Here is a 14,161-nt window from a genome sequence, read left to right as displayed (position 1 = left end):
GGCTCATGGGCACCAGTAAATCTCTAACGTGGGTTGCAAAAATGCGCGAATCGGCAATTCGGCGACATCGTCGCCGGCCAATGCGGTGTTCAGGGTGGTCAGCTTGGACTGACCGGAAATCGACAGCACTTTATGTTTGGCCGAAGCCAGCAGCGCGCGACTCATGGTCAGGCGCTGATGCGGCACGGTCGGCGCCAGCATCGGGTAGCAACGACGCGTGCCATCGGCTTTCAAGGCATCGGCGAGGTTCGGACTATTGGGGAACAGGGATGCGGTGTGACCGTCGTCGCCCATGCCCAGCACCAGCACGTCAATCACCGGCAGCTCGGAGAGCAAACGGTCAGCGTTCTCGGCGGCTTGTTCAAGGTTGGCGGTGGCGCTGTACAGACTCAGGAACTGCGCCTTGGCCGCCGGGCCTTGCAGCAGATACTTCTTCAGCAGGCCGGCATTGCTGTCGGCGTGCTCGACCGGGACCCAACGCTCATCAGCCAGGCTGACCACCACGTTCGACCAGTCCAGCGCCTGCTTGGCCAGGTGCTGAAAAAAGGCCACCGGGCTGCGACCACCGGACACCACCAGCGTTGCGGTGCCCTGGGTGTCGATCGCCTCGCGCAATTGCCTGGCCACGCCCATCGCCAGGCCTTCGGCCAATTGCACCGGGTTCTTGAACTCACGGGCGCTGACGCCCTGAGGCAGTTTCAAATCAGATATCGCCATACCACGACCTCCCGTCCCGCGTGATCAGAGCAATGGAGCTCATCGGCCCCCAGGACCCGGCCGCGTACGGCTTGGGCGCATCACCGGATTTTTTCCATCCGGCGATCAACTGGTCACACCACTTCCACGCGGCTTCGATTTCATCTTTACGGACAAACAGGTTCTGATTGCCGCGCATCACTTCCAGCAACAACCGTTCGTAGGCATCGGGAATCCGTGCGCTGCGCCAGGTGTCGGAAAAATTCAGCTGCAACGGACCGCTGCGCAACTGCATGCCCTTGTCCAGGCCTTGTTCTTTGGTCATCACACGCAAGGAAATGCCTTCGTCCGGCTGCAGGCGGATAATCAGTTTGTTGCTGATTTGCAGGCGCTGCTCGGGAGCGAAGATGTAATGCGACGGTTCCTTGAAGTGGATGACAATCTGCGAGAGCTTCTGCGGCATGCGCTTGCCGGTACGCAGGTAGAACGGCACGCCGGCCCAGCGCCAGTTGCGGATGTCGGCACGCAAGGCGACGAAGGTTTCGGTGTCGCTCTGGGTGTTGGAATTCGGTTCTTCCAGGTAACCCGGTACCGGTTTGCCTTCGCTGTAGCCGGCGATGTATTGGCCGCGCACCACTTGCGTGGTCAGGCCTTCCGGACTGATCGGCGCCAGCGCCTTGAGGACTTTGACTTTCTCGTCGCGGATGCTGTCGGCGGACAGGTCGGCCGGCGGGTCCATGGCGATCAGGCAGAGCAGTTGCAGCAGGTGATTCTGGATCATGTCCCGCAGCTGACCGGCCTTGTCGAAGTAACCCCAGCGGCCTTCGATCCCGACCTTCTCGGCCACGGTGATTTCCACGTGGGAGATGTAGTTCTGGTTCCACTGGGTTTCGAACAGGCTGTTGGCGAAACGCAGGGCGATCAGGTTCTGGACGGTTTCCTTGCCCAGGTAGTGGTCGATGCGATACGTGCGGTTTTCCGGGAAAAACTGCGCCACGGCATCGTTGACCTTGCGCGAGGATTCCAGGTCCGAACCGATAGGTTTTTCCAGCACCACGCGGGTGTTTTCCGCCAGGCCGACCTTTGCCAGGTTTTCGCAGATCGCGCCATACACCGCTGCCGGCGTGGCGAAATAGGCAATGACCCGCTGCGCGCTGCCGGCCATTTCAGCCAGGGCCACATAGTCTTCGGACTTGAGGAAATCGACGTGCAGATAGCTCAGGCGGGCCAGGAAGCGTTCGACCACGGCTTCGTCCAGCTCTTTGGCACCGACGTAGCGGCGCAGTTCGGCGGTGATGAACGCCAGATGCTGCTTTTCATCGCCCGGCTCACGGGCCAGCGCAATGATCCGCGTGTCCTCGTGCAGGAGGCCCGCACCGTCGAGTTGATAAAGGGCAGGAAACAGCTTGCGCAAGGCCAGGTCGCCAAGGGCGCCAAACAAGGCGAAGGTGCACGGTTCAACCGTAATCGAAGGCATGATGTTTGTTCTTTTATCAAGTTAAGCTACAAATACCTTTTTTCAAGGCATCACTCAAGGGAAAATGTAGTAATAACCACAACATTTTCGCAAAATACAGATTCCGAGTGGTGGTCGGTCAGAGCCATCAGTAGGATAGGCCACCGTTATGGGCCACACCAAAGGCCCTTTTTGCATTAGCCGCGCGCTTATCGGCGCCGGTGAATCAAGGAAACTCATATGGACCGCGTGCGAAATTTACTGGAACAGATCCAGAATCGCCTTGAAGAGCTCAACAAGGCCGAACGCAAAGTCGCCGAGGTGATCCTGCTCAACCCACAGCAGGCCACTCGCTTCAGCATCGCCGCCCTCGCCCAGGCCGCCTCGGTCAGCGAACCGACGGTCAACCGTTTCTGCCGTTCATTCGGCGTCAGCGGCTACCCCGAGCTCAAGCTGCAACTGGCCCAAAGCCTGGCCAGCGGCGCGGCGTACGTCAGCCGTGCGGTGGAGGCCGACGACAATCCGGAAGCCTACACCCAGAAAATTTTCGGCAGCGCCATCGCCTCCCTCGACAGCGCTTGCCAGGCCCTCGATCCGAACCTGATCAGCCGCGCCGTCGACCTGCTGATCCAGGCACGGCAGATCCACTTCTTCGGCCTCGGCGCCTCGGCTCCCGTGGCCCTGGATGCGCAGCACAAGTTCTTCCGTTTCAACCTGGCCGTGACCGCCCATGCCGACGTGCTGATGCAGCGCATGATTGCTTCGGTGGCGCACACCGGCGAGCTGTTCGTGATCATTTCCTACACCGGACGCACCCGCGAACTGGTGGAAGTGGCACGCATCGCCCGTGAAAACGGCGCATCGGTACTGGGCTTGACCGCCGAGAACTCGCCGCTGGCCAAGGCCAGTACCTTGAGCCTGAACATTCCGCTGCCCGAAGACACCGACATCTACATGCCGATGACTTCGCGGATCATTCAGCTCACCGTGCTGGACGTGCTCGCCACCGGCATGACCCTGCGCCGGGGCGTGGATTTCCAGCCGCATCTGCGCAAGATCAAAGAGAGCCTGAATGCCAGCCGGTATCCAGTGGGCGACGAGTTCAACTGAGGCCAGAGGCTTCTGCGTTGAATGATCCGGCCTCTTCGCGAGCAGCCTCGCTCCCACAAGGGAATGCGTTCCAAATGTGGGAGCGAGCCTGCTCGCGATGGCGGTATTCGGCGCACCGTCGCTACTGAACTACCCCCCCACCCGCGCCTGCAGACTCAAATGCGCCCGCTCCCCCGGTTTCAGGCACAGGCTGTCAGTCCCGCCGCTGGCGGCTTCTACGCAAACGAACTCGGATATCTCGTTCCAGCTCACCCCCAGCAACGGCCGTGAGCCCGGATGCCAGACAACCGTGTCGGCCGTGTCGCCGGTATCGATGCACAACGCCCGTTGCCAGGCATGGTCGTTGAGCTGCAGTTCGCCGTCATGCTGGAACACCCGCTGACAACCGCCATCGACGCGCAACTCGCCTTCCTGCTGGCAAACCTGACGGTTCAACTGGTCGTAACCTTGCGCACCTTCGAGCCCAGACAGCGCTACCTCACCGACGTCACCAATACGCCAGTAAGCGTGCAAAGCCTGACTCAACTGGCACGGCATGTCGTCCTGATGCTCGGTACTCAGGCGCAGATCCATGCATTCGCCCAAGTGTGCATGCAGGTCCACTTGCCAGTCGCACAGTTCCAGCTGCCAGTGCAAACGCACGCCGTCATCATCACTGCTGCTGTCGATCAACTTCCAGTCGATCAGCCGCGCCCAGCCATGGGACGGCCAGGCATTTTCACTGGGATGACGGCCATACCACGGCCAGCACACCGGCACGCCACCACGGATGGCACCGACTTGCGGCCACTTCGCCGCACACCAAAGCCACGGCTTCTGCCCCTTGGGCTGAAAGTGCAGCAATTGCGCGCCTTGGCGACTGAACACCGCCTGACACAACGGGTGATCGATCACCAACACGTCGCGCTTCTGATAGCGCTCCCATGCAAACACCGGTCGTTCGCGCAAGGATTTGAAGAAGCGTTGTAGCGGATGCTCAAGCATGGGCCACGGTCCTGAAAAACATGGGTGTACTAACAGTCACTGAAATTATCTGTGGCGAGGGAGCTTGCCCCCCTCGCCACAGGGCCGCACAAAAAAAAGCGGACAGCCATGGCTGTCCGCAAAAATGCGCACATAGAGAGGAGCTTATCGCAACCGCGTTAGAACACCGACTGAATTTTCAGGCCGGCGACCAATGCGTTGTCGACTTCATCCACACCGCCAGGGTGAGTGATGTATTGCAGGTTGGGACGCACGGTCAGCCAGTTGGTCACGTGGAAACCGTAGTTGACCTCGTAGTTGTATTCGGTTTCACGAATCGGCGAGAACACCGGATTGTCGTAGTCCGAAACGCCATTGGAAGCATTGACCAGTTCAGCGTTTTTCTTCACGTCATCGTTGACATGGATACGGGCGAAACCGATGCCCACGTCATCCTTCGGACGCGCGTCGAACGGGCCCTTGTACACAAACATCAGCGACTGGTAGTTGTCGATGAAGTTGGTGTCCTTGTCGTGGAAAGTGGCGTTGGCGGCGATGTTCAGACCGCGAGAAGCATCGCCATTGTGGCTGGTGAGTTGCTGTTGCGCGACGAACCAGTAGCCGTGCTTGCTATCGTGGACGCGATAAGGGTTGCCGCTGGTCGCGGCGTTCTGGCCGTTGTCGTCCTCGAGCACGTCGTCGGCCGGGGCGGTACTTTTGTAGTAACCGACACGGTATTCGCCAGGCAGGCTGTTGACCTTCGGCGACCAGACCAGCTCGACCGGCAACACGGTGCCCGCCGTACCGCTGCCGCTGAGCTTGAAGCCGTTACCGTGCTCCAGCTGTGACGGGTTCTGGTTGTACGCGCCAATCTGAGCGTAGAGCTCGTCATTGATGTTGTACTTCACGCGGATCGCCGCTTGGCTGACCGGCCAGTTGTACCAGATATTGGTCGCCCAGTTACCCACCTGGGAGCCGCAGAACGCCAGGTTCTGGAATTCGCACGGGAAGGTGTTGAAGTCTTCGCCTTCACCGAAGTAACCGGCCTTGACGTCCAGCTTGTTGTCGAAGAATTGATGCTGAATCCACAACTGGGTCAGGCGGACCATATGGCCACGACCGTAGACTTCCTGGGAGGAACTCAAGGTGCCGGCACGCGGGTCACCGATACGGTCATTGGAAATGTTCTCACCGTTACGGTTGGTGAGCTGGATCTTGGCCTGGGTGTTGTCCCAGCCCAGCAGTTTTTGCAAGTCCAGCGCCGCACCCAGGCCGAACTGGTCGCTGTAGCGTGCGGTCTTGTCGTCATTGAAGCCGCCGTGCAGGTTACCGCCGACTTCCCCGACGTAGTCCATCTTGATGTCGATGCCTTGCTCGATCAGCTTGGTACGCTCGCCACCCCAATCGCCCGTCATCCACTTGGAGTCGGAGCTGAACGCTTCATCGGCCATCGCATTACCGGCCAGAACCAGTGCCGCCGCTGCTGAGACCTGGCAGATCAACCGGGCCGTGTTTCTCGTCTTCATCCCTACATCCTCGTTTTATTGTTATTAACTTTTCTTTTTCTAACGCGGTTACAGCGGTTGCGATGCACGACAGGCCGCGCATCACGGATTCCCCCCTGCAGGAGCGAGCTTGCTCGCGAGAAACCTGAGAACACCGTGGGGTGTCAGGTTTCCAGTGTCATCGTTGACGTCCATCGCGAGCAGGCTCGCTCCTACAGTTGTTGTTCAGCGGCCTTTGAATTGCGCGACGTTGGCAGCGTGCGCTTCGGCTTTCGGCAGACCGGCCACCCCCAAACGCTCCCCGGTCTTGGCATCGAACAACAGCACTTTGGCCGGATCGAATTGCAGGGTCAGGCTCTCGCCCACGGCCGGGGCGACGTCCGGCGCCAGGCGGCAGCAGACCTTGGTGTCGTTGAGGTTGACGAAGACCAGGGTGTCGGGACCGGTCGGTTCAGTGACCTGGACTTCGGCACGAATGGTCGGCAAACCATTGGTTTCGCCATTCGCCAGAACGATCTGCTCCGGGCGCATGCCGAGGATCACTTCGCGATCCTCGAGACCGGCGTCCTGCATGCCCAGCGGCAACTCGCAACGGGCCTGGCCGCTGTCGAGCAACGCCAGCAGACGACCGTCCTTGCGTTGCAGGCGCAGCGGGATGAAGTTCATCGGCGGCGAACCGATGAAGCTCGCCACGAACAGGTTGGCCGGATCGTTGTAGATGTCTTTCGGCGTGCCGAACTGCTGAATGATCCCGTCCTTCATCACCGCCACTTTGTCGCCCAGGGTCATCGCTTCGATCTGGTCGTGGGTCACGTAGACAGTGGTGGTCTTCAGGCGCTGGTGCATCAGTTTCATTTCGGTGCGCATCTCGACCCGCAGCTTGGCGTCGAGGTTGGACAGCGGTTCGTCGAACAGATAGATCTTCGGCCGACGTGCCAGGGCGCGGCCCATCGCCACGCGCTGTTGCTGGCCACCGGAGAGCTGGCCTGGCTTGCGATTGAGCAGGTGTTCGATCTGCAACAGCTTGGCCACGCGAGCGACTTCCTCATCGATGGCCGACTGGCTCATCTTGCGGATTTTCAGTCCGAACTCGATGTTCTCGCGCACGCTCATGGTCGGGTACAGCGCATAGGACTGGAACACCATGGCGATGTCGCGATCCTTGGGGCTCATGCCGCTGACGTCCTGGTCACCGATCATGATCGCGCCGCCCGTGATGGTCTCGAGGCCGGCGATGCAGTTCATCAGAGTCGACTTGCCGCAGCCCGAGGGGCCGACGAGGATCAGGAACTCACCGTCCTTGATCGACAGTTCGATGTTCTTCAGGGTGTCCGGCAGGCCGGCGCCATAGGTCTTGTTTACGTTGCGAAGTTCGAGCGTTGCCATGATTACCCCTTGACTGCGCCGGCCGTCAGCCCGCGCACGAAATACTTGCCTGCGACCACATAGACCAGCAGGGTCGGCAAACCGGCGATCATCGCCGCCGCCATATCAACGTTGTATTCCTTGGCCCCGGTACTGGTGTTGACCAAGTTGTTCAACGCCACCGTGATCGGTTGCGAATCACCGCTGGAGAACACCACCCCGAACAGGAAGTCGTTCCAGATCTGAGTGAACTGCCAGATCAGGCAGACCATGATGATCGGCGTCGACATCGGCAGGATGATCCGGCGGAAGATGGTGAAGAAACCCGCACCGTCGAGGCGCGCGGCTTTGACCAGCGCATCGGGAATGCTGATGTAGTAGTTACGGAAGAACAGCGTGGTGAACGCCAGGCCGTAGACCACGTGCACGAACACCAGGCCCGTGGTGGTGCTCGCCAGGCCCATCTTGCCGAGGGTGAACGAGGCCGGCAGCAGGACGGTCTGGAACGGCAGGAAGCAGCCGAACAACAGCAGACCGAAGAACAACTGCGAACCGCGAAAACGCCACATCGACAGCACGTAGCCGTTCAAGGCACCGATGGCCGTGGAGATAATTACCGCAGGAACGGTGATCTTGATCGAGTTCCAGAAGTAACCGTCAACCGTGGCCCAGGCCTTGACCCAGCCAATGCCGCTGACCACGGTCGGCCAGCTCAGCAGGTTGCCGGTGCTGATGTCTTCGGGGGTCTTGAAGCTGGTCAACAGCATGACCACCAGCGGAATCAGGTAAAGCATCACGGCGAGGATCAGCACCGCGTAGATGGCGATGCGACTCAGGCTGATGGCAGGTTTGGCAGCGAGACTAGTCATGACGCTTGGTCCTCAGCTCGGAGTACAGGTAAGGCACGATGATTGCGAGAATCGCACCGAGCATCAGAATCGCACTGGCCGAGCCCATGCCCATCTGGCCGCGACTGAAGGTGAAGGAATACATGAACATCGCAGGCAGATCCGAGGAGTAACCCGGGCCGCCGGCCGTCATCGCCGCCACCAGGTCGAAACTCTTGATCGCGATGTGCGCCAGAATCATCACCGCACTGAAGAACACCGGACGCAGGCTTGGCAGCACCACTTTCCAGTAGATGCGCGGCATGCTCGCGCCATCGATCTGCGCGGCACGGATGATCGATTGATCGACGCCACGCAGGCCGGCAAGGAACATCGCCATGATGAAGCCCGAGGCCTGCCATACAGCGGCGATCACCAGGCAATAGACCACGCGATCCGGGTCAATCAGCCAGTCCAGGCGGAAGCCTTCCCAGCCCCAGTCACGCAACAGTTTGTCCAGGCCCATGCCCGGGTTGAGCAGCCATTTCCATGCGGTACCGGTGACGATCATCGAGAGCGCCATCGGGTACAGGTAAATGGTGCGAATGAAGCCTTCACGACGAATGCGCTGATCGAGAAACACCGCCAGCATCACGCCGATCACCAACGTGATGCCGATGAACATGCCGCCGAACAGCGCCAGGTTCTTGCTCGCCACCCACCAGCGGTCGTTGTCGAACAACCGTGCGTATTGCGCCAGGCCCGCCCACTTGTAGTTCGGCAGGAAGGTCGAGGTGGTGAACGACAGAACGAACGTCCACAGGATGTAGCCATAGAAGCCCACCAGAACGATGAACATGCTCGGCGCCAGCACCAGTTTTGGTAGCCAGCGCTGCAATGCATCGAACGGCGAGGCCTTGCTGAACACAGCAACAGAACTCATGGGGAAATCCAGAATAGAGAATTAGGATTACAAGTGCGTTCCCTGTGGGAGCCAGCCTGCTGGCGATTGCGTTGTGTCAGTTCTCACATCAGGTGGCTGACAGTCCGCCATCGCGAGCAGGCTCGCGCCTACAGGGGCCAAGCATTACTTGGACGACTTGATCGCTGCGCCCAGCTTCTTGGCCGTGTCGGCCGGGTCGGCTTTCGGGTCGTTGATGTAGTTGGTCACTACGTCGAAGAACGCGCCCTGTACCGCCAGCGTGGTCGCCATGTTGTGCGCCATGCTCGGCTGCAGGCCGCCGGACTTGGCGTCAGCCAGGAAGTCCTTGGCCGCGGTCTGGGCGCACGAGTCGAAACCGAACTTGCCCATATCGGCCAGCATGTCGTTGCGCACCGGGATCGAGCCCTTGTTGATGCTGAAGACTTTCTGGAAGTTTTCACCCAGCACGACTTTGGCGATGTCCTGCTGACCGGCAGCAGTGCCCTTGTCTTTCTGCTTGAACACCGCCAGGGAGTCGATGTTGTAGGTGAACGCCTTGTCGGTGCCCGGGAACGCTACGCACTCGTAGTCCTTGCCCGCGACTTTCTTGGCGGCGGTCCACTCGGACTTGGCCCAGTCACCCATGATCTGCATGCCGGCCTTGCCGTTGATGACCTTGGCGGCTTCCAGGTTCCAGTCCTGGCCTTTGCCGTCGGCGTCCATGTAGGTCGCGACTTTCTTCAGCTCGGTCAGCGCCTTGACCATTTCCGGACCGGTCAGCGTGGCGTTGTCGAGATCAACCAGGGCTTTCTTGTAGCCATCGACACCCATGACCGACAGCACGACGGCTTCGAACACGGTGCTGTCCTGCCAAGGCTGGCCGCCATGGGCCAGCGGAATGAAACCGGCAGCCTTGAGCTTGTCGCCAGCGGCGTAGAATTCTTCGAGGGTGGTTGGATTCTTGGTGATACCGGCTTTCTTGAAGACTTCCGGGTTGATCCACAGCCAGTTCACACGGTGGATGTTCACCGGCACGGCCACGTAATCACCGTCGTACTTCACGGTATCGGAGACTTTCTTGTCGAGCAGGCTGTCCCACTTCTCTTCTTTGGCAACGTCTTTGAGGACGTCGGTGTCCAGCAGGCCGGTCGAGGCCCACTCCTGGATGTCCGGCCCCTTGATCTGAGCGACGCCTGGCGGGTTACCGGCCACTGCGCGACTTTTCAGTACGGTCATGGCCGTGGCACCGCCACCACCGGCGACTGCGCCGTCCTTCCAGGTGAAGCCGTCTTTTTCGACTTGTGCCTTGAGGACATCGACCGCTGCTTTTTCACCACCCGACGTCCACCAGTGAACAACTTCCACAGTTCCTTTGGAATCGGCGGCAAGGGCACTGATGGGGAATGCAGCAACAGGGAGTATTGAGGCGAGAGAAATGACAGTAGCGAGGCGAGAAATCGCATTCATCTAGGAGTACCTTTCTTGTTGTTATGCATGCAAGTCTGGTGCTTGCGCTGCATAGGATTTTAAACAGGGGATGCCCCTTCGCAGGTAACGAAGGGACGCGCGAATGTCACCGCATGGTTACATAGAACCGCTCTGGGACAGCTTTGCCAGCGCACTGGCCATGCTCGGGGCGAGGGGCAGGCGTGGAATCAGCACCGCTTGCCAGGCGTGGTAAAGGTCGGGTTTGCCAGCCCAGATATCGGCACTCGGGCGGTTCAGCGGGTCAAGCTCGTGGTGCCAGCTGCCATCGCAACGGTCAATGAAATGACTGTCACAGAATTCCCAGAATAGTCGGTACCAGTGCTCGTATTGCTCATCACCAGTGCGCATGAGCAGCGCACTGGCAGCGGCGCTGGCCTCGCAATGGGTCCAGTGCAGGCGATGGCGCACCACCGCGCGATTGTCCCAGTCGAGGGTGTAGACGATGCCGGGCGCGCCATCGACGCCCCAGCCGTGACGGCAGTTGTGTTCGAAGAGTTTTTCCGCGTCGGTGGCCAGCCATCCCGGCGTGAGCATCCCGGCCCGCACCCGCGCCGCCTCAAGGTGCAATAACAAGCGCGCCCATTCGAAACCGTGGCCCGGCGTGGTGCCGTAGGGACGGAATCCGTCGGCCGGGTTGTCGTGGTTGTAGTCGCGCAACGGCTGCCAGTCGCGGTCGAAATGCTCGACCACCAGGTAATCATTGGCAGCCGCATGGCCATGGATGACCCGCTCGACGATGCGCTGGGCACGGCACAGCCAGCGGTTGTCGTCGGTGACATCGGCCAGGGCGAGGAAGGCTTCGGTGGCGTGCATGTTGCTGTTGGCGCCGCGATACGCCTCCTCCTCACGCCAGTCACGGTTGAAGGATTCGCGCATCGCGCCTTCCTCCTCGCTCCAGAAATACGTGTCGATGATGTCGATGGCCTCATCGAGCAAGGCTTGTGCGCCGGGACGTTGCGCGACCAGAGCAGAACTGGCAGCCAGTGCGACGAAGGCATGCAGGTAGGCGTTTTTGCCGGTGTTGCCATCACGGTGTTCCGCGACGGCGAACCACCCTCCATGAACGGCATCACGCAACGGTCCGCGCAGGGCGTTGATGCCGTGATCCACCAACTCGGCGAACCCCGGCAAGCCCTGGATATGGGCCATGGCGAAGCTGTGGGTCATGCGGGCGGTGTTCATGGTTTCGGCTTGCGCGTTGGCCGCCAGGTGGCCTTTTTCATCGAGGTTACCGAAGCCTTCGGGAAGCTTCGAAGCCTTGGCAAACGCCAACAGACGCAGGCCTTCGGTGGCTAGCCATTGTTGGTGGGCAGGCGCGTTCAGCCAACTGCTGAAGCCTGGTTGGAAGCTGTGCATGGAGGACCTTTTTTGTTGTTATGACTGCAGGGCAGTCTAAACAACGGGCGGTGGCGGGCTTGTAACGAAGGGGGCGAGTTATGTCACCAAGCTGTGACAATAGCCCCCTCGCCACAGGGTCCGTGTCAATCCAGTGAGCGGGGTAACTGAAGGGTCACCCGCAAGCCACCTTCACGCAGGTTTTGCAGGCTGACTTCACCGCCATGGCTGTGGGCAATGTTGCGCGCAATGCCCAACCCCAACCCATACCCCTGCTGCTGCCCGGCCAAGCGGAAGTGCGGTTCGAACACCTGTTCCAGCCGTTGCTCCGGAACCCCCGGCCCTTCGTCGTCGACATGCAGCACGAACGCACTGTCGTCATCATCGATGTGCAGATGGGCCTTCTGTCCGTACTTCAAGGCGTTGTCGATCAGGTTGCCGATGCAGCGCTTGAGCGCCAGCGGTTTGCCCGGATACGCCGCTATTGCCCGCCCCTGCTGCGTCACGCGGCCATTGCCGTTAGGTGCCAGGTACGGCTCCACCAGACAATCGAGCACGTGATTGAGATCGACCTGCTCGATATTTTCGTGGATGTCGGTGTCCTTCACGCATTGCAGCGCGCCCTTGACCAGCAATTCCAGCTCATCCAGATCGCGGCCGAACTTGGCTTGCAGTTTTTCGTCTTCGAGCAATTCGACCCGCAGGCGCAAGCGGGTAATCGGTGTACGCAGGTCATGGGATATCGCGCTGAACAACTGACTGCGTTCAGTCAGGTAGCGGCTGATGCGCTCGCGCATGGTGTTGAAGGCGCGACCGACCTCCACCACTTCGCTGCCGCCGCCCTCGGCCACAGGCTCGACGTCAGCGCCCAGGGACAGATCCCGCGCCGCCCGCGCCAGACGCTTGAGCGGCCGGCTCTGCCAATGCACCAACAGGCCGATGAACAACAACAGAAAGCCGCTGGTGAGGGCGATGAACCACATCTGTTGCGCTGGCAGGCCCTGCTCTTCAAGGCTGGTGTAGGGCTCGGGCAGAAGCGAGGCGATATACAGCCATTCGCCTGGCGCCATCTGGATCTGGGTGACCAGCACCGGCGGATTCACCGGTTCCAGGGTCAGCGCGTAATGGGCCCAGGAGCGTGGCAGTTCATCGAGCTTCAGGCCGGCATTGAAAATCCGCAGGTCTTCAGGGCTGACGAAGGTCACCGAAATGTCCGTGTCCTGGCCCAGCGACTGACGCAGCACTTCGTCCACGGCTTTGATCACCGCCGCCTTGCGCGGGGTAACCGGCAACACTTCCATCCCCAACGGTCTATCGTTGAGCGTCACCACGAACCGGGTGCCGCCCATGCTGCGCAACTGGTCGAGCACCAGCGGCCGGAACGCCACCGGCAAGGAGCGGAAATAACTGACACTGGCGGTCATGGAATGGGCAAGGCTGCGGGCGCTGGTGACCAGGCCTTCCAGCTGGGTGGCGCGCAGTTGCGAGACCCAGATCACGCTGGACAGCGTCTGCGCGAACAGCACCGCGAGCAAGGTCAGCAGCAACATGCGCCCGAGCAGCGAGCGCGGCACCGGCACTTTCGCCACGAGCGAGCGAAAAAAATCAGTGACCATTGCTGGCAACCACATTGGCTGCCAGTTGGTAGCCACTGCCACGCACGGTACGGATCAGGCGCGGCGGTTTTTCGGTGTCGCGCAGGCGTTGGCGCAGACGACTGACCGCCATGTCGACGATGCGGTCGAGCGGCATCAACTCACGGCCACGGGTGGCATTGCCGATAGTGTCGCGGTCGAGGATTTCCTGCGGGTGATCAAGGAACAGCTTGAGCAAGGCGAAATCGGCGCCCGAGAGAATCACTTCTTCGCCATCGATGTGAAACAACCGATGGCTGACCATGTCCAGGCGCCAGTCATCGAAGGCCAGCACTTCACTGCCGGAACGCTCCTGACCGAACTGCGCGCGACGCAACAAGGCCTTGATCCGCGCCTGTAGCTCACGGGGGCTGAAGGGTTTGCCAAGGTAGTCGTCCGCCCCCAGTTCCAGGCCGATGACACGGTCGGCTTCGTCGGAACTGGCGGTGAGCATGATGATCGGCACCTGGGCCCGTCGCGGGTGCTGGCGGATCCAGCGGCACAGACTGAAACCGTCCTCGTCCGGCAGCATCACGTCGAGGATCACCAGATCGCTGGGCTCATCGTTCAAGGCCTGGCGAAAACCGGCGCCGTCGGGCGTGGTACGGACCTGGAAACCGGCGCGGGTCAGGTAGGTGTCCAGCAACTCGCGTATCTCTTGATCATCATCGACCAACAAAATCGACTTGTTGACTGAGCTCACGGGGCGGCGTCCTTGTTGTTTGAATTGGGCGGATTATGCCTTAAGCACCGAATCTACAAACACCACAAAACCACTGTAGGAGCGAGCCTGCTCGCGATGGACTTGAAGGCACCGCATGCATTCAGAAAGCACGCGTTATCGTTGACGTCCATCGCGA

General features: G+C 60.4%; 12 protein-coding genes and 1 pseudogene. 1 reads left to right on the top strand and 12 read right to left on the bottom strand.

Features of this window, described 5'->3' with window-relative positions; translation table 11 throughout:
- Window positions 1–3: 3 nt before the first annotated feature.
- Together pgl and zwf are read right to left on the bottom strand one after the other, a co-directional pair.
- Window positions 4–717, bottom strand: coding sequence for a 6-phosphogluconolactonase (gene pgl / locus JQF37_RS24085; protein WP_130210061.1), 714 nt, complete (start codon window positions 715–717; stop codon window positions 4–6).
- The gene (zwf, locus tag JQF37_RS24080) at window positions 704–2,173 is read right to left on the bottom strand and encodes a glucose-6-phosphate dehydrogenase (protein WP_130210059.1); all 1,470 of its coding nucleotides are present in this window, start codon (window positions 2,171–2,173) and stop codon (window positions 704–706) included. Before zwf ends, pgl begins: the two co-directional genes overlap by 14 nt.
- 228 nt (window positions 2,174–2,401) lie before the next feature.
- Between zwf and JQF37_RS24075 the strand changes: the two genes are divergently transcribed.
- Window positions 2,402–3,262, top strand: a complete 861-nt coding sequence (locus JQF37_RS24075; protein ID WP_170948639.1) for a MurR/RpiR family transcriptional regulator — start codon at window positions 2,402–2,404, stop codon at window positions 3,260–3,262.
- Between the two features lie 129 nt (window positions 3,263–3,391).
- Here the strand turns inward: JQF37_RS24075 and JQF37_RS24070 are convergent, their stop codons facing one another.
- The 10 genes and pseudogenes from JQF37_RS24070 to JQF37_RS24030 form a co-directional block, all read right to left on the bottom strand.
- Entirely contained in the window at window positions 3,392–4,246 is an 855-nt protein-coding gene (locus tag JQF37_RS24070) for a D-hexose-6-phosphate mutarotase (protein ID WP_130210057.1), read from the bottom strand.
- 158 nt (window positions 4,247–4,404) lie between these two features.
- On the bottom strand, window positions 4,405–5,751 hold the full coding sequence (locus tag JQF37_RS24065) for a carbohydrate porin (protein ID WP_130210055.1): 1,347 nt from the start codon (window positions 5,749–5,751) through the stop codon (window positions 4,405–4,407).
- A 99-nt stretch (window positions 5,752–5,850) separates the two neighbouring features.
- Window positions 5,851–5,925, bottom strand: a pseudogene (locus tag JQF37_RS31860) (outer membrane lipoprotein carrier protein LolA); the annotation flags it as partial.
- Between the two features lie 30 nt (window positions 5,926–5,955).
- Window positions 5,956–7,116: a sn-glycerol-3-phosphate ABC transporter ATP-binding protein UgpC gene (gene ugpC / locus JQF37_RS24060; RefSeq protein ID WP_130210053.1), complete on the bottom strand. Its 1,161-nt coding sequence runs from the start codon at window positions 7,114–7,116 to the stop codon at window positions 5,956–5,958.
- A 2-nt stretch (window positions 7,117–7,118) separates the two neighbouring features.
- Window positions 7,119–7,964: a carbohydrate ABC transporter permease gene (locus tag JQF37_RS24055; protein WP_130210051.1), complete on the bottom strand. Its 846-nt coding sequence runs from the start codon at window positions 7,962–7,964 to the stop codon at window positions 7,119–7,121.
- Complete coding sequence (locus JQF37_RS24050) at window positions 7,957–8,865, bottom strand: sugar ABC transporter permease (RefSeq protein WP_090324730.1); 909 nt, start codon at window positions 8,863–8,865, stop codon at window positions 7,957–7,959. The genes JQF37_RS24055 and JQF37_RS24050 overlap by 8 nt, the downstream gene beginning before the upstream one ends.
- Before the next feature lie 144 nt (window positions 8,866–9,009).
- The gene (locus JQF37_RS24045) at window positions 9,010–10,311 is read right to left on the bottom strand and encodes an ABC transporter substrate-binding protein (protein ID WP_130210049.1); all 1,302 of its coding nucleotides are present in this window, start codon (window positions 10,309–10,311) and stop codon (window positions 9,010–9,012) included.
- A gap of 117 nt (window positions 10,312–10,428) precedes the next feature.
- Window positions 10,429–11,688, bottom strand: coding sequence for an AGE family epimerase/isomerase (locus JQF37_RS24040; protein WP_130210047.1), 1,260 nt, complete (start codon window positions 11,686–11,688; stop codon window positions 10,429–10,431).
- 125 nt (window positions 11,689–11,813) lie between these two features.
- The gene (locus JQF37_RS24035; RefSeq protein ID WP_130210045.1) at window positions 11,814–13,283 is read right to left on the bottom strand and encodes an ATP-binding protein; all 1,470 of its coding nucleotides are present in this window, start codon (window positions 13,281–13,283) and stop codon (window positions 11,814–11,816) included.
- On the bottom strand, window positions 13,273–14,004 hold the full coding sequence (locus JQF37_RS24030; RefSeq protein ID WP_034149176.1) for a response regulator transcription factor: 732 nt from the start codon (window positions 14,002–14,004) through the stop codon (window positions 13,273–13,275). Before JQF37_RS24030 ends, JQF37_RS24035 begins: the two co-directional genes overlap by 11 nt.
- Window positions 14,005–14,161 lie beyond the last annotated feature (157 nt).

Source organism: Pseudomonas sp. MIL9, assembly GCF_016887925.1.
GTDB classification, from domain to species: Bacteria; Pseudomonadota; Gammaproteobacteria; order Pseudomonadales; family Pseudomonadaceae; genus Aquipseudomonas; species Aquipseudomonas mohnii.
Note: the sequence above shows the minus strand (reverse complement) of the source record. Positions and strands in the feature narration are given on the sequence as shown.

Coding starts and splice junctions, on each gene's coding strand:
- pgl (WP_130210061.1), bottom strand. CDS start 717: ATGGCGATATCTGATTTGAAACTGCCTCAGGGCGTCAGCGCCCGTGAG.
- zwf (WP_130210059.1), bottom strand. CDS start 2,173: ATGCCTTCGATTACGGTTGAACCGTGCACCTTCGCCTTGTTTGGCGCC.
- JQF37_RS24070 (WP_130210057.1), bottom strand. CDS start 4,246: ATGCTTGAGCATCCGCTACAACGCTTCTTCAAATCCTTGCGCGAACGA.
- JQF37_RS24065 (WP_130210055.1), bottom strand. CDS start 5,751: ATGAAGACGAGAAACACGGCCCGGTTGATCTGCCAGGTCTCAGCAGCG.
- ugpC (WP_130210053.1), bottom strand. CDS start 7,116: ATGGCAACGCTCGAACTTCGCAACGTAAACAAGACCTATGGCGCCGGC.
- JQF37_RS24055 (WP_130210051.1), bottom strand. CDS start 7,964: ATGACTAGTCTCGCTGCCAAACCTGCCATCAGCCTGAGTCGCATCGCC.
- JQF37_RS24050 (WP_090324730.1), bottom strand. CDS start 8,865: ATGAGTTCTGTTGCTGTGTTCAGCAAGGCCTCGCCGTTCGATGCATTG.
- JQF37_RS24045 (WP_130210049.1), bottom strand. CDS start 10,311: ATGAATGCGATTTCTCGCCTCGCTACTGTCATTTCTCTCGCCTCAATA.
- JQF37_RS24040 (WP_130210047.1), bottom strand. CDS start 11,688: ATGCACAGCTTCCAACCAGGCTTCAGCAGTTGGCTGAACGCGCCTGCC.
- JQF37_RS24035 (WP_130210045.1), bottom strand. CDS start 13,283: ATGGTCACTGATTTTTTTCGCTCGCTCGTGGCGAAAGTGCCGGTGCCG.